Here is a 14,072-nt window from a genome sequence, read left to right as displayed (position 1 = left end):
GTTCTCTGCAGGCCGCAATAGAAAAATTGCAGAAAAATGACTGACTGCTGCATTCCACAGCAAAACCCCGCCTTATACCTTTTTACACACAGACTTATCCACAATGCTACGAAAAAGTGAAAATTCGCGAGCGTTGCGCAAACGTTTTCGTTAAAATGCTCGCGCCTGACAAGGATGTCCCGTTAGGGGTGTTAGCTGAGTTTTTTTGTGGAAAATTCATCTAACGCTCTCTGTAATCGTGAAATCCAGGGGATTTACCATGCAACAACGTCGTCCAATCCGCCGCGCTCTGCTCAGTGTTTCTGATAAAGCCGGTATCGTCGAATTCGCTCAGGCACTTTCTGCACGTGGTGTAGAGCTGCTTTCTACTGGCGGTACAGCTCGTCTGCTAGCAGATAAAGGCTTGCCGGTTACCGAAGTGTCCGATTACACCGGTTTCCCGGAAATGATGGATGGACGCGTGAAAACCCTGCACCCGAAAGTGCACGGTGGCATCCTTGGCCGTCGCGGCCAGGATGACGGTATTATGGAACAGCACGATATCGCGCCGATCGATATGGTTGTTGTTAACCTCTACCCGTTTGCCCAGACCGTTGCCCGCGAAGGCTGCTCTCTGGAAGATGCAGTAGAGAATATTGATATCGGTGGCCCAACCATGGTGCGCTCCGCTGCCAAGAACCATAAAGATGTCGCCATCGTAGTAAAGAGCAACGACTACGCTGCCATTATTAAAGAGATGGATGCCAACGAAGGCTCCCTGACTCTGGATACGCGTTTCGACCTCGCCATTAAAGCATTCGAACACACCGCCGCTTACGACAGCATGATCGCCAACTACTTCGGTAGCCTGGTCCCGGCTTACCATGGTGAAAGCAACGAGCCGTCTGGTCGCTTCCCACGTACCCTGAACCTGAACTTCATTAAGAAGCAGGATATGCGTTACGGTGAGAACAGCCACCAGCAGGCTGCCTTCTATATAGAAGAAGAAGTCAAAGAAGCGTCTGTGGCCACTGCAAAGCAGGTTCAGGGCAAAGCGCTCTCTTATAACAACATTGCCGACACCGATGCCGCGCTGGAATGTGTAAAAGAGTTCAGCGAACCTGCATGCGTTATCGTGAAGCACGCAAACCCATGCGGCGTGGCGGTCAGCACCTCTATTCTGGACGCCTACGATCGTGCGTATAAAACCGACCCGACCTCAGCGTTCGGCGGCATTATTGCCTTCAACCGCGAACTGGATGCTGAAACCGCACAGGCCATCATCTCCCGTCAGTTTGTTGAAGTGATCATCGCGCCATCCGCAACGGAAGAAGCCCTGAAAATCACCGCCGCAAAACAGAACGTACGTGTACTGGTTTGTGGTCAGTGGGCTGAGCGTGTACCGGGCCTGGACTTCAAACGCGTGAACGGCGGCCTGCTGGTTCAGGATCGCGATCTGGGTATGGTGACAGCAGCCGACCTGCGCGTGGTAACCAAACGTCAGCCGACCGAGCAGGAACTGCGTGATGCGCTGTTCTGCTGGAAAGTGGCGAAGTTCGTGAAATCCAACGCCATTGTTTATGCAAAAGAGAACATGACCATCGGGATAGGCGCAGGCCAGATGAGCCGCGTCTACTCCGCGAAAATCGCCGGTATTAAAGCAGGTGATGAAGGTCTGGAAGTGAAAGGCTCCGCCATGGCGTCTGACGCCTTCTTCCCGTTCCGTGACGGTATCGATGCTGCCGCAGCTGTGGGTATCACCTGTGTGATCCAGCCTGGCGGTTCCATTCGTGACGACGAAGTGATTGCCGCAGCCGATGAACACGGCATTGCGATGATCTTCACCGACATGCGCCACTTCCGCCATTAATCCACGGAGCAGACAATGAAAGTATTAGTGATTGGTAACGGCGGACGCGAGCACGCTCTGGCGTGGAAAGCGGCACAATCCCCGCTGGTGAAAACCGTGTTTGTCGCACCAGGCAACGCCGGTACGGCGCTGGAGCCTGCGCTGCAAAACGTGGCTATCGGCGTGACCGATATCCCGGCGCTGCTGAGCTTTGCCCAGAACGAGAAGATCGACCTGACTATCGTTGGCCCGGAAGCTCCGCTGGTCATTGGCGTAGTTGATGCATTCCGCGCTGCGGGCCTGAAAATCTTCGGTCCAACCGAAGGCGCCGCGCAGCTCGAAGGCTCCAAAGCGTTCACCAAAGATTTCCTCGCTCGCCACAATATTCCGACTGCGGAATACCAGAACTTCACGGAAGTGGAGCCAGCTCTGGCGTATCTGCGTGAAAAAGGCGCGCCGATTGTGATTAAGGCCGACGGCCTGGCTGCCGGTAAAGGTGTTATCGTCGCGATGACCCTCGAAGAAGCAGAAGCCGCGGTCCAGGATATGCTGGCAGGCAACGCATTTGGCGACGCTGGCCACCGTATTGTTATCGAGGAGTTCCTCGACGGTGAAGAGGCGAGCTTTATCGTCATGGTCGACGGCGAGCACGTACTGCCGATGGCCACCAGCCAGGATCACAAACGTGTTGGCAATGCGGATACTGGCCCGAATACCGGCGGTATGGGTGCATACTCCCCGGCTCCAGTTGTGACTGATGAAGTGCATCAGCGCACGATGGATCGCATAATCTGGCCAACCGTAAAAGGCATGGCCGCCGAAGGTAACACTTACACAGGCTTCCTCTATGCGGGCCTGATGATCGACAAGCAGGGCAATCCGAAGGTTATCGAGTTCAACTGTCGCTTTGGCGATCCTGAAACTCAGCCGATCATGCTGCGCATGAAATCCGATCTGGTTGATCTGTGCCTGGCGGCCTGCGAAGGCAAGCTGGACGAGAAAAACTCCGAGTGGGACGAACGCGCTTCTCTGGGCGTGGTGATTGCTGCGGGCGGTTATCCGGGTAACTACAATACCGGTGACGAAATCCACGGTCTGCCGCTGGAAGAGACTGAAGGCGGTAAGGTATTCCATGCGGGTACGAAACTGTCTGATGACGATCGCGTGCTGACTAACGGTGGCCGCGTGCTCTGCGCGACTGCGCTTGGCAATACCGTTGCAGAGGCTCAGAAGCGTGCGTATGCGTTGATGGCAGATATTCGCTGGAATGGCAGCTTTAGCCGCCAGGATATTGGTTACCGCGCGATTGCGCGTGAGCAGGGCGAGTAATCCCCATCACTCTACCCTCTCCCTGTGGGAGAGGGGATTGTTCGTAGGCCGGATAAGCGTTAGCGCCATCCGGCTTAGTCCACAGAATTCAGAAACTCTTCTCCATCGGCTGCCAGGTGCAGAAATCTTCGTTCGCCACCAGCAGCAGCTGAGATCCTTCCGGCGCTTCCAGCCAGGACACACTCACTTCAACCGACGACTTTTGCTGTCGACGCTCAATATGTTGTATGGCCCAGGTTTCAAGTTCAGGCTTCACCGTCTGCCCTTCGCAGGTGGTGACCGTACCATCCACATGCCAGCGTCCCTGACGCAGCACGACACGTCCCTGACGCAGCGCATCGCTGGTCTGACGAATTTGTTCAGCACGGTATTTGTAGAGGGCGATTTGATCGCTGGAAAGTTGCTGCTTTTGCCCGCTCACTTCACGCTGCATAAAACTTAGCTCGCCATGGTCGTCAAAGCGCACACGGACATGTTCGGGGGTCTTACTGTAGATATTCAGCTCGATGAGCGACAGGGTGTCGTCCTGCCAGCGGTACTCTGCGGTTGAGGTATTGCCGTTATGCCACGGGCTAAAAGCAGAGAGGAGATGAACTTCACCGCCTGAATCTTTGCGCCATATCCTGACTGCACCCTGGTTGTCAGCGTAGCCGCTGGCGGTAAACGGTGGCAGAGAGGAGTCATGACTACAGGCTGACAGCAACAGCACGCCCGCCAGCGCGAGTGCACCACGCCAGACAGACAAAAGGGGCGTTACCGCCCCTTCGCTAAAACTGTTCACTGCCACGCGTCTTACTTAACAGCGTCTTTCAGTGCTTTACCAGAAACAAATGCCGGCACGTTAGCTGCGGCGATTTTGATTTCTTTACCGGTCTGCGGGTTGCGGCCAGTACGCTCAGCGCGGTGGTTCACTTTGAAGGTACCGAAACCAACCAGTTGTACAGCATCGCCTTCTTTCAGAGACTCAGTAATAGCAGCCAGGGTAGATTCCAGAGCAGCTTTAGCCTGCACTTTAGACAGATCAGCCTTGTCCGCAATTACATCAATCAGTTGAGTCTTGTTCATAAGTTATCCTTTCAATGTGTTTATCGCTTGCTAAGCATCGAGTGCGACGAAAATGCCAAAAAAGCACTCTCCTGCATACACGCACCGATAGCCACTTTTTTTCGCCCCCCAAATGTAGACCAGACGGGGGGCGAAAGGGAAGAGTCGAGGAGTGACAAAACAGGCGTTAAATCACGTTTTGTTGACTCATTGGTTAAAAATTATACCAATATTGCTCTCGGCGGCCTCACGTAAGTCCGCACGAAGCCCTTTTATCAGCTCGATATCGCGTTCTTCACATTCTGCCAGTAATCGGAAAATCTCCCACTGAATATCCCATTCCTGCTCAACAGCGGGGTTCGCTCGCAGCTCTTCATCGGTCATTTCGCGACCTTCCTGGGTCATTTCCAGCATCGCTACGGTAGTAATCGATGCCTTACTGACTTCAATGGCGTGTTCCAGAGTTTCACCACTCAGACGTGAGTGAATCAGTTCACTCAATGCCACGCAGGCATCAATGGCCGGATAGACACCGTACAGGTCGAAATCATCCGCCACCGGAATGGCCTCTTCGAGTTTCTCCAGTTGGGAGTCGAAGTTCACCTTCGCGTCTTTGACGGTCAGCGTTTCCCAGATGAGATCCAGAATACGGCGATAGATATGGCCATCACCAAACTCTGTCTGCTTGCAGAACGCGGCGTAGTTGGGATACATGCGCTCGCACAGGCAAGCCATAAAGGTGACGTGCTGCCAGCTTTCCAGTTTCTCAAGGCGCAGATGAATCGGGTTTTGTAACATGATGATGTCTCGAATCGGAAATTAGCGGCAGTTTACCTGAATCATCGCTGAATTTCCTGCCAGCGAATAAAAGCCGGTCGCTGCGACGCAACGGCATCCGCCCAGCGTGTTGGCTCCGGTAAACGATATCCTTTTGTGCAACGCTGCACCCACGCCAGCGCGCTGTCCAGGCTGACCCGGTGCCCGGTGGCGATAAACAGCGGATTACAGCGTGCTTTGCTGCGCCAGACCCATGCCAGCTGTTCGCCTTTATCCATCAGAGGGCCGAGTGCACCCGCTTCGGCAGAAAGAGGCTCAAACGCACCGCACAGACGCTTTTTGGCGACACCTATCGTTGGCACATCAACCAGCAGGCCAAAATGGCTGGCAACACCTAACCGGCGCGGATGAGAAATACCGTGTCCGTCAACAAACAACAGGTCAGGTTTTTGCGAGAGGAGCTCCCACGCGGCCAGCAGCGCGGGATATTCACGAAAGGAGAGAAAACCGGGAATGTAAGGCATGGTGGTCGCGATCCGCGCCACCTTGTATTCCACCAGTTCCAGCGAAGGGTACTTCAGTACCACCATCGCGGCTCGCGTCACTTCCCCGCCCTGCTCAAACCCCACATCGGCGCCGCCAATATACTGCGGCGGGTTCTTAGCGAGTTGATCCTCACGGATCACCGATGATGCCAGTTCCAGCTGTTGAGCGCGTAATGACGCGAGATCCATAGCGATTCCTTACTTGTGGTACTGCGCAGACAACCGGTGTACCGCCTCCACAAACGCACCCGCGTGCTCTGGCGGCACATCCTGATGAATGCCGTGACCGAGGTTAAAGACGTGGCCTTCACCCTGACCAAAGCCCGCCAGAATGGTTGCCACCTCTTCTTCGATACGCGCAGGCTGTGCATACAGCATGGATGGGTCCATGTTGCCTTGCAGCGCCACTTTGTCGCCCACGCGGCGACGCGCATCGGCGATATCCGTGGTCCAGTCCAGACCAAGTGCGTCACAGCCCGTTGCTGCCATCGCTTCGAGCCACTGACCGCCGCCTTTGGTGAACAGCGTTACCGGCACGCGGCGGCCTTCGTTTTCACGTAGCAGGCCATCGACGATTTTGTGCATGTAATAGAGCGAAAATTGCTGATAATCGCGCCCGGTCAGTACACCGCCCCAGGTATCGAAAATCATCACTGACTGCGCACCCGCTTTAATTTGGGCATTCAGATACAGCGTGACGCTCTTCGCCAGCTTGTCGAGCAACGCGTGCAGCGCCAGTGGCTCGGCATACATCATTTTTTTGATTACGGTAAAGGCTTTGCTGCTGCCGCCTTCTACCATGTAAGTCGCCAGCGTCCACGGGCTGCCAGAGAAGCCAATCAGCGGCACTTCGCCTTTCAGCTCACGGCGGATAGTGCGTACCGCATTCATCACGTAGCCCAGCTCACCCTCAGGATCGGGGATCGGCAGCTTATCGACATCGGCTTTGCTCTTAATCGGAGAGGTGAAACGCGGGCCTTCGCCGGTTTCGAAATACAGCCCAAGGCCCATTGCATCAGGGATAGTCAGAATGTCCGAAAAGAGGATCGCCGCATCCAGTGGATAACGTCGCAGCGGCTGGAGCGTGACTTCACACGCCAGTTCCGCGTTTTTGCACAGCGACATAAAATCCCCCGCCTGGGCACGGGTGGCTTTGTACTCCGGGAGATAGCGGCCAGCCTGGCGCATCATCCACACCGGAGTGACATCAACGGGCTGGCGCAGCAGCGCACGCAGATAACGATCGTTCTTCAGTTCGGTCATTTTTGCAGTTCCTTAAGCGTCATGGCCTCAGTGTAACATGTCACTCAGCATCAGCCCGACACATTGCTACGGTATCTTCTATCAGCCGGCGCGCCACGGTTCCCGGCGGTGGTAACAGCGGTAAATCGTCGTAACGATACCAGTTCGCCTCCAGCAGCTCTTTCTGGTCGATAACAATCTCGCCGCTGTCGTATTCAGCCATAAAGGCGGTCATCAGTGATTGCGGGAACGGCCACGGTTGCGAAGTAACATAGCGCAGGTTTTTCACCGTAATTCCGCTCTCTTCCATGACCTCGCGTGCCACAGCCTGCTCCAGCGTCTCACCCACTTCAACGAATCCGGCCAACACGGTATGTACGCCGTTGCGATGACGGGTGTGTTGCGCCAGCAGGATAGAATCTTCCCGGCGGATAGCGACGATGATGCACGGCGCGATTTGCGGATAGTAGCGTTCCCGGCAGTGACTGCACAGCATCGCCCATTCGGTTTTGCTCGGATGCATGGTATGGCCGCAATAGCCGCAGTATTTATGCGAGCGGTAAAACTCCGCCAGCTGCACGCCGCGGCCAGCCAGCTGGAACAGCCCAACATCAAGATCGAGCACCTGCCGAACCGATCCCATATCCTGACGGCGAGCCTGCTGGATCATCCACACAGGATCGCCCTGCCACTCGCCGATCCTCAGTGCAGGCTGGCCCACAAGATCGAATTTTTCTGCCGCGCCATAGGGTAATTCCCCAGCGGGCAACCATAATTTTTGTTCGTGACAGACTAACCACCAACCGAGATCTGATTTTTCAATAATACGATCCATATCTATTGCACTACCTTCGCTTCACTGACATGTTGTTAGCATCGTGGTTACATTTTGGATAAGCAGATTCAATTCTAAACCTTGTGGAGTCGAACATGTTAAACCAGCTAGAGAGCCTGACAGAACGCGTTGGAGGAAGTAACAAACTGGTGGATCGCTGGCTACATGTACGCAAGCATCTGCTCGTTGCTTATTACAATCTGGTCGGCATTAAGCCTGGCAAAGAATCGTACATGCGCCTGAACGAAAAAGCGCTGGATGATTTTTGTCAGAGCCTGGTCGACTACTTGTCCGACGGCCATTTCAATATTTATGAACGCATTATCCGTGAAATGGAAGGCAGTAGCCCGTATTTAACTGCCGCCAAACTCTATCCACTGCTGGAGGCCAATACCCAGCAAATCATGGATTACTACGATTCCACGCTTGAGAACGCTATCGATCACGATAACTATCTTGAGTTTCAGCGGGCGTTGTCCGATCTTGGCGAGGCGCTGGAAGAGCGATTCACGCTCGAAGACAAGCTGATCGCCCTGGCGCTGGACAATGATTTGAACATCAGTCACGAAGAGAACGTTGCGCGCCCTGCTTGAGTTCTTAATCGTTAACGAGTAGTTTACAAACATTCGCCCCTCTCACGAGGGGGATTTTTCTTGTCGGAGTGCCCAGCGTTTGCAAAAACGCGGGCTGAGACCGTTAATTCGGGATCCGCGGAACCTGATCAGGCTAATACCTGCGAAGGGAACAAGAGTCACACTGCTGTTGTATCGCCCCAGGGCGATCTCCTCTTGCTTCATCCGTCGTCTGACAAGCCATGTCCTTCACTTTTGGAATGAGCTATGTCTACCACTAAACTGACCCGTCGCGAACAACGCGCACAAGCACAACACTTCATCGACACCCTGGAAGGCACCGCTTTCCCGAACTCAAACCGCATTTACATTACCGGCTCTCAGGCAGATATCCGTGTCCCGATGCGTGAAATCCAGCTTAGCCCAACGCTCATTGGTGGCAGCAAAGAGGATCCGCAGTTTGAAGATAATGAAGCGATCCCGGTGTATGACACCTCTGGCCCGTATGGCGATCCTGATATTGCGATCAACGTTCAGCAGGGTCTGGCAAAGCTGCGCCAGCCGTGGATTGACGCCCGTAATGACAGCGAAGAACTCAACGAGCAAAGCTCCGCGTACACCAAAGAGCGCCTGGCAGACGACGGTCTGGACGAGCTGCGCTTCACCGGCCTGCTGACCCCGAAACGCGCCACAGCGGGTAAATGCGTAACCCAGCTGCACTATGCCCGCCAGGGTATCGTCACGCCAGAAATGGAGTTCATCGCCATCCGCGAAAATATGGGCCGTGAACGTATTCGCGGTGAAGTGTTGCGCCACCAGCACCCAGGGGAAGGTTTCGGCGCGCGTCTGCCGGAAAACATCACCCCGGAATTTGTGCGTGACGAAGTGGCCGCCGGGCGCGCCATTATCCCTGCGAACATCAACCACCCTGAATCCGAGCCAATGATCATCGGGCGTAACTTCCTGGTGAAGGTCAACGCCAACATTGGTAACTCAGCGGTGACCTCTTCCATCGAAGAAGAGGTGGAAAAACTGGTCTGGTCTACCCGCTGGGGCGCTGACACGGTGATGGACCTCTCAACCGGGCGTTACATCCACGAAACCCGCGAATGGATCCTGCGCAACAGCCCGGTGCCGATTGGTACTGTGCCCATTTATCAGGCGCTGGAAAAAGTAAACGGTATCGCCGAGAACCTCACCTGGGAAGCATTCCGCGATACACTGCTGGAGCAGGCTGAGCAGGGTGTGGACTATTTCACCATCCACGCAGGCGTACTGCTGCGCTATGTGCCAATGACCGCTAAACGCCTGACCGGGATTGTCTCACGCGGCGGCTCAATCATGGCCAAATGGTGCCTGTCGCACCATCAGGAAAACTTCCTGTATCAGCACTTCCGCGAGATTTGCGAAATCTGCGCGGCCTACGACGTTTCGCTCTCGCTGGGCGATGGCCTGCGTCCGGGCTCGATTCAGGATGCCAACGACGAAGCGCAGTTTGCCGAACTGCATACGCTGGGCGAACTGACCAAAATCGCCTGGGAGTATGACGTGCAGGTGATGATTGAAGGCCCGGGACATGTGCCTATGCAGATGATCCGCCGCAACATGACCGAAGAGCTGGAGCACTGCCACGAAGCGCCGTTCTACACGCTGGGACCATTGACCACGGATATCGCGCCAGGCTACGACCACTTCACCTCCGGGATTGGTGCGGCGATGATCGGCTGGTTCGGCTGCGCCATGCTCTGTTACGTCACGCCGAAAGAGCACCTCGGTCTGCCGAACAAAGAAGACGTCAAACAAGGTCTGATCACCTACAAAATTGCCGCCCACGCCGCGGATCTGGCGAAAGGCCATCCGGGCGCTCAAATCCGTGATAACGCCATGTCTAAAGCACGCTTTGAATTCCGCTGGGAAGATCAGTTCAACCTGGCGCTCGACCCGTTCACCGCCCGCGCCTACCACGACGAAACCCTGCCACAGGAATCCGGCAAAGTGGCGCACTTCTGCTCCATGTGCGGGCCGAAATTCTGCTCCATGAAAATCACCCAGGAAGTGCGTGATTACGCGGCGGCACAGGCTATTGAAGTGGGTATGGCGGACATGTCTGATAACTTCCGCGCAAAAGGCGGCGAAATCTACCTCAAAAAAGAGGAGGCATAATGTATCAGCCTGATTTCCCACCGGTTCCCTTTCGGCTAGGGCTTTACCCGGTAGTGGATAGCGTTGCGTGGATTGCGCGCCTGCTGGAGGCAGGCGTTCGCACCATCCAGCTGCGCATCAAAGATAAACGTGATGAAGAGGTGGAGGCCGATGTGGTCGCCGCCATTGAACTGGGGCGTCGTTATGACGCCCGCCTGTTTATCAATGACTACTGGCGACTGGCTATTAAGCACCAGGCTTACGGCGTGCACCTGGGTCAGGAAGACCTGGAGACAACAGATCTGGACGCTATCCGTAATGCCGGTCTGCGTTTGGGGGTTTCAACGCACGACGATATGGAGATCGACGTAGCGCTCGCCGCACGCCCGTCTTACATCGCACTTGGTCATGTCTTCCCGACACAAACCAAACAGATGCCTTCAGCACCCCAGGGGCTTGGGCAGCTGGCTGGCCATATTCAGCGACTGACCGATTACCCGACCGTCGCCATCGGCGGTATCAGCCTTGAACGCGCCCCCGCCGTGCTCGAAACCGGCGTGGGCAGTATTGCCGTCGTCAGCGCCATTACCCAGGCGCCAGACTGGCAGGCGGCAACCGCGCAGCTCTTAACGCTGGCAGGAGCAGGTGATGAATGATCGCGACTTTATGCGCTATAGCCGGCAAATACTGCTGGAAGATATCGCTATTGAAGGCCAGAAAAAGCTGCTTGAAAGCCGGGTGCTCGTTGTCGGGCTGGGCGGATTAGGGACACCCGCCGCGCTGTATCTGGCCGGTGCAGGCGTGGGTACGCTGGTGCTGGCGGATGATGACGATGTACATCTCAGCAACCTGCAACGCCAGATCCTCTTTACCACCGACGATATTAACCAACCCAAAGCACGTATCACCCGGCAGCGGCTGAACCAGCTCAACCCTGATATCGAGCTTATCGCCCTGCAACAGCGTCTGGCGGGTGTAGACCTGCAACGCGAAGTAGCGCTGGCGGATGTGGTGCTGGATTGCACCGACAATATGGCAACCCGCCAGGCCATCAACGCCGCCTGCGTAACACATAACACGCCGCTTATCACCGCCAGTGCGGTCGGCTTCGGTGGGCAATTGATGGTGCTCACGCCGCCCTGGGCGCAGGGCTGCTATCGTTGCCTGTGGCCGGACGATGCCGAGCCGGAACGCAACTGCCGCACCGCGGGCATACTTGGCCCTGTGGTGGGCGTAATGGGGACATTGCAGGCGCTGGAGGCCATTAAGTTACTCAGCGATATGGAGACGGAGCGCAATACGCTGCGGCTGTTTGACGCTCGCTCGGGCGGCTGGCGGCATCTGGCGTTACATCGCGCCAGCCATTGCCCGGTGTGTGGAGGCCATAATGCGCATTCTGTTTAATGACGAACCGCTGAAGTGCGACGACGGGCTGACCATCTCCGCGCTGCTCGACAAATTGCGTCAACTGAAGCCGGGAACAGCCCTGGCACTTAATCAACAGATCCTGCCGCGCGAGCAGTGGGAGCATCAGCAGGTGCGCGACGGCGACAACATCCTGCTTTTTCAGGTTATCGCAGGGGGTTGAGATGTTACGTATTGCCGACAAAACCTTTGATTCACACCTCTTTACCGGAACCGGGAAATTCGCGTCACCGCAGCTGATGGTCGATGCTATTCGGGAGAGCGGTAGCCAGCTGGTAACGCTCGCCATGAAGCGCGTTGATCTGCGTAATCACAGCGATGCCATACTCGCGCCACTGCTGGAGGCTGGCGTGACCTTGCTGCCAAACACCTCCGGGGCAAAAACCGCAGAAGAGGCGATTTTTGCCGCCCAGCTGGCACGAGAAGCGCTGGGGACGCACTGGCTAAAACTTGAAATTCATCCTGATGCCCGCTGGCTGCTACCCGATCCGATAGAAACCCTGAAAGCGGCCGAAAAGCTGGTCCAACTGGGTTTTACCGTTCTGCCCTACTGCGGGGCCGATCCGGTACTGTGCAAACGGCTGGAAGAAGTGGGCTGCGCCGCCGTGATGCCACTGGGCGCACCTATTGGCTCCAATCAGGGGCTGGAAACTCGCGCCATGCTGGAGATCATCATCGAGCAGGCAACCGTGCCGGTGGTGGTTGACGCCGGTATTGGCGTTCCGAGCCACGCCGCGCAGGCGCTGGAAATGGGGGCTGATGCCGTCCTGGTCAACACCGCAATTGCGGTGGCAGACGACCCCGTGATGATGGCGCGTGCGTTTCGTCTTGCGGTGGATGCGGGCTTGCTGGCACGTCAGTCTGGCCCCGGGTCACGCAGTTTTCAGGCACAGGCCACCAGCCCGTTGACCGGCTTTCTGGAGGCGCTCTGATGACCACCTTTACCGACCGCTGGCGGCACCTCAACTGGGACGATATTCGCCTGCGCATCAACAGTAAAACGTCAGCTGATGTGGAGCGGGCGTTAACTGCCCGTCATCTGACCCGTGAAGATCTGATGGCCCTGCTCTCCCCTGCGGCCAGCGCTTATCTGGAGCCGATGGCCCAACGCGCGCAGCGTCTTACCCGGCAGCGTTTTGGCAACACGGTCAGCTTTTATGTGCCGCTCTATCTCTCTAACCTGTGTGCCAACGACTGCACCTACTGCGGTTTTTCCATGAGCAACCGCATCAAACGCAAAACGCTGGATGACCAGGAGATCGCCCGCGAGTGTGCCGCCATACGCGAGATGGGTTTCGAACATCTGCTGCTGGTGACCGGAGAGCATCAGGGAAAAGTCGGGATGGACTATTTTCGTCAGCATCTTCCTGCCATTCGCCGCGAGTTTTCGTCATTACAGATGGAAGTTCAGCCCCTGTCTGAGGACGAATACGCTGAACTGAAAGGCCTCGGGCTCGATGGCGTGATGGTCTACCAGGAAACCTATCACGAGGCGATGTACGCGCAGCACCACCTGAAAGGGAAAAAACAGGATTTTTTCTTCAGGCTGGAGACGCCGGACAGGCTTGGGCGCGCCGGGATCGACAAAATCGGGTTGGGTGCGCTGATTGGGCTTTCGGATAGCTGGCGGGTAGATTGCTATATGGTGGCTGAGCACCTGCTCTGGTTACAACAACACTACTGGCAAAGTCGCTATTCAATTTCCTTCCCGCGTTTACGTCCGTGCGCAGGGGGAATAGAGCCGGCGTCGCTGATGGATGAACGCCAGCTTGTTCAGACCATCTGTGCATTTCGCCTGTTCGCACCGGAGGTGGAATTGTCACTCTCCACACGCGAATCACCGGCGTTTCGCGACCGGGTTATCCCGCTGGCTATCAACAATGTCAGTGCCTTCTCCAAAACCCAGCCCGGGGGTTATGCCGATGACCATCCCGAGCTGGAACAGTTTGCCCCCCACGATGGGCGACGCCCTGAAGCCGTGGCAGATGCGCTTGCGGCGCAAGGGTTACAACCGGTATGGAAAGACTGGGATAGCTGGCTGGGGCGCGCTTCGCAATTACGCTGAAACGCCGTGCAACGGCGCGGAAAGTTGCCGAGAAGGCTCGTAACGTTATCACCGGGTGGTTGTCAGAGATCGCCCGATTTTTTTACTCTTATTCCGTCAGCAACGGACGCTGACCAGGGCGAATAGCTTCTTCCTCGATTCGCCCTGCCTCTCCAAACGAAACAAAATTTGATTTCATCAAATAAATACGAGATTTATTATCGTTTCTTAAGGTAAATCATCTTGCCACGAAACCTTATACGTATAATTAACAGCCAGCATCCGGGTA

Annotated in this window: 15 protein-coding genes and 1 riboswitch; of the genes, 9 read left to right on the top strand and 6 right to left on the bottom strand. The window is 55.8% G+C overall.

What is annotated here, in order from left to right; translation table 11 throughout:
• Positions 1 to 259: 259 nt before the first annotated feature.
• Together purH and purD are read left to right on the top strand one after the other, a co-directional pair.
• Complete coding sequence (gene purH / locus M987_RS07110; RefSeq protein WP_014068468.1) at positions 260 to 1,849, top strand: bifunctional phosphoribosylaminoimidazolecarboxamide formyltransferase/IMP cyclohydrolase; 1,590 nt, start codon at positions 260 to 262, stop codon at positions 1,847 to 1,849.
• A gap of 15 nt (positions 1,850 to 1,864) precedes the next feature.
• Positions 1,865 to 3,157, top strand: a complete 1,293-nt coding sequence (gene purD / locus M987_RS07105) for a phosphoribosylamine--glycine ligase (RefSeq protein WP_014068467.1) — start codon at positions 1,865 to 1,867, stop codon at positions 3,155 to 3,157.
• 88 nt (positions 3,158 to 3,245) lie between these two features.
• Here the strand turns inward: purD and M987_RS07100 are convergent, their stop codons facing one another.
• From M987_RS07100 to nudC, 6 genes are all read right to left on the bottom strand, one after another.
• Positions 3,246 to 3,938, bottom strand: a complete 693-nt coding sequence (locus tag M987_RS07100; protein WP_014068466.1) for a DUF1481 domain-containing protein — start codon at positions 3,936 to 3,938, stop codon at positions 3,246 to 3,248.
• Positions 3,939 to 3,949: 11 nt separating this feature from the next.
• Entirely contained in the window at positions 3,950 to 4,222 is a 273-nt protein-coding gene (gene hupA, locus M987_RS07095) for a nucleoid-associated protein HU-alpha (protein WP_002445246.1), read from the bottom strand.
• A 186-nt stretch (positions 4,223 to 4,408) separates the two neighbouring features.
• Complete coding sequence (locus M987_RS07090) at positions 4,409 to 4,999, bottom strand: YjaG family protein (RefSeq protein WP_014068465.1); 591 nt, start codon at positions 4,997 to 4,999, stop codon at positions 4,409 to 4,411.
• A 41-nt stretch (positions 5,000 to 5,040) separates the two neighbouring features.
• The gene (gene nfi / locus M987_RS07085) at positions 5,041 to 5,712 is read right to left on the bottom strand and encodes a deoxyribonuclease V (protein WP_014068464.1); all 672 of its coding nucleotides are present in this window, start codon (positions 5,710 to 5,712) and stop codon (positions 5,041 to 5,043) included.
• A 9-nt stretch (positions 5,713 to 5,721) separates the two neighbouring features.
• Positions 5,722 to 6,786: a uroporphyrinogen decarboxylase gene (hemE, locus tag M987_RS07080; protein ID WP_014068463.1), complete on the bottom strand. Its 1,065-nt coding sequence runs from the start codon at positions 6,784 to 6,786 to the stop codon at positions 5,722 to 5,724.
• Between the two features lie 40 nt (positions 6,787 to 6,826).
• On the bottom strand, positions 6,827 to 7,600 hold the full coding sequence (gene nudC / locus M987_RS07075) for an NAD(+) diphosphatase (protein WP_014068462.1): 774 nt from the start codon (positions 7,598 to 7,600) through the stop codon (positions 6,827 to 6,829).
• Positions 7,601 to 7,695: 95 nt separating this feature from the next.
• Here nudC and M987_RS07070 point away from each other — a divergent pair, with 95 nt between their 5' ends.
• The 7 genes from M987_RS07070 to thiH all read left to right on the top strand — a co-directional run bounded on the left by M987_RS07070 (position 7,696) and on the right by thiH (position 13,804).
• Positions 7,696 to 8,193, top strand: a complete 498-nt coding sequence (locus tag M987_RS07070) for an Rsd/AlgQ family anti-sigma factor (protein WP_014068461.1) — start codon at positions 7,696 to 7,698, stop codon at positions 8,191 to 8,193.
• 54 nt (positions 8,194 to 8,247) lie between these two features.
• Positions 8,248 to 8,361, top strand: a riboswitch (TPP riboswitch).
• Between the two features lie 78 nt (positions 8,362 to 8,439).
• On the top strand, positions 8,440 to 10,335 hold the full coding sequence (gene thiC, locus M987_RS07065; RefSeq protein ID WP_014068460.1) for a phosphomethylpyrimidine synthase ThiC: 1,896 nt from the start codon (positions 8,440 to 8,442) through the stop codon (positions 10,333 to 10,335).
• Positions 10,335 to 10,970 (top strand): thiamine phosphate synthase, encoded by a 636-nt coding sequence (thiE, locus tag M987_RS07060; protein ID WP_014068459.1) that lies wholly within the window; start codon positions 10,335 to 10,337, stop codon positions 10,968 to 10,970. Before thiC ends, thiE begins: the two co-directional genes overlap by 1 nt.
• On the top strand, positions 10,963 to 11,718 hold the full coding sequence (locus M987_RS07055) for a HesA/MoeB/ThiF family protein (protein ID WP_014068458.1): 756 nt from the start codon (positions 10,963 to 10,965) through the stop codon (positions 11,716 to 11,718). Before thiE ends, M987_RS07055 begins: the two co-directional genes overlap by 8 nt.
• Positions 11,702 to 11,902 (top strand): sulfur carrier protein ThiS, encoded by a 201-nt coding sequence (gene thiS / locus M987_RS07050; RefSeq protein WP_014068457.1) that lies wholly within the window; start codon positions 11,702 to 11,704, stop codon positions 11,900 to 11,902. The genes M987_RS07055 and thiS overlap by 17 nt, the downstream gene beginning before the upstream one ends.
• A 1-nt stretch (position 11,903) precedes the next feature.
• The gene (gene thiG / locus M987_RS07045; protein WP_014068456.1) at positions 11,904 to 12,671 is read left to right on the top strand and encodes a thiazole synthase; all 768 of its coding nucleotides are present in this window, start codon (positions 11,904 to 11,906) and stop codon (positions 12,669 to 12,671) included.
• Positions 12,671 to 13,804: a 2-iminoacetate synthase ThiH gene (thiH, locus tag M987_RS07040; RefSeq protein WP_014068455.1), complete on the top strand. Its 1,134-nt coding sequence runs from the start codon at positions 12,671 to 12,673 to the stop codon at positions 13,802 to 13,804. Before thiG ends, thiH begins: the two co-directional genes overlap by 1 nt.
• The last annotated feature ends 268 nt before the right edge of the window (positions 13,805 to 14,072 follow it).

Source organism: Enterobacter soli ATCC BAA-2102, assembly GCF_001654845.1.
GTDB lineage: Bacteria > Pseudomonadota > Gammaproteobacteria > Enterobacterales > Enterobacteriaceae > Enterobacter > Enterobacter soli.
The sequence above is the reverse complement of the archived record's forward strand: the minus strand, read 5'-3'. Positions and strand labels throughout refer to the sequence as shown.

Bases quoted from the DNA above. Each gene is read 5' to 3' on its own strand.
- purH (WP_014068468.1), top strand. From the start codon at position 260: ATGCAACAACGTCGTCCAATCCGCCGCGCTCTGCTCAGTGTTTCTGAT.
- purD (WP_014068467.1), top strand. From the start codon at position 1,865: ATGAAAGTATTAGTGATTGGTAACGGCGGACGCGAGCACGCTCTGGCG.
- hupA (WP_002445246.1), bottom strand. From the start codon at position 4,222: ATGAACAAGACTCAACTGATTGATGTAATTGCGGACAAGGCTGATCTG.
- M987_RS07090 (WP_014068465.1), bottom strand. From the start codon at position 4,999: ATGTTACAAAACCCGATTCATCTGCGCCTTGAGAAACTGGAAAGCTGG.
- nfi (WP_014068464.1), bottom strand. From the start codon at position 5,712: ATGGATCTCGCGTCATTACGCGCTCAACAGCTGGAACTGGCATCATCG.
- hemE (WP_014068463.1), bottom strand. From the start codon at position 6,786: ATGACCGAACTGAAGAACGATCGTTATCTGCGTGCGCTGCTGCGCCAG.
- nudC (WP_014068462.1), bottom strand. From the start codon at position 7,600: ATGGATCGTATTATTGAAAAATCAGATCTCGGTTGGTGGTTAGTCTGT.
- M987_RS07070 (WP_014068461.1), top strand. From the start codon at position 7,696: ATGTTAAACCAGCTAGAGAGCCTGACAGAACGCGTTGGAGGAAGTAAC.
- thiC (WP_014068460.1), top strand. From the start codon at position 8,440: ATGTCTACCACTAAACTGACCCGTCGCGAACAACGCGCACAAGCACAA.
- thiE (WP_014068459.1), top strand. From the start codon at position 10,335: ATGTATCAGCCTGATTTCCCACCGGTTCCCTTTCGGCTAGGGCTTTAC.
- M987_RS07055 (WP_014068458.1), top strand. From the start codon at position 10,963: ATGAATGATCGCGACTTTATGCGCTATAGCCGGCAAATACTGCTGGAA.
- thiS (WP_014068457.1), top strand. From the start codon at position 11,702: ATGCGCATTCTGTTTAATGACGAACCGCTGAAGTGCGACGACGGGCTG.
- thiG (WP_014068456.1), top strand. From the start codon at position 11,904: ATGTTACGTATTGCCGACAAAACCTTTGATTCACACCTCTTTACCGGA.
- thiH (WP_014068455.1), top strand. From the start codon at position 12,671: ATGACCACCTTTACCGACCGCTGGCGGCACCTCAACTGGGACGATATT.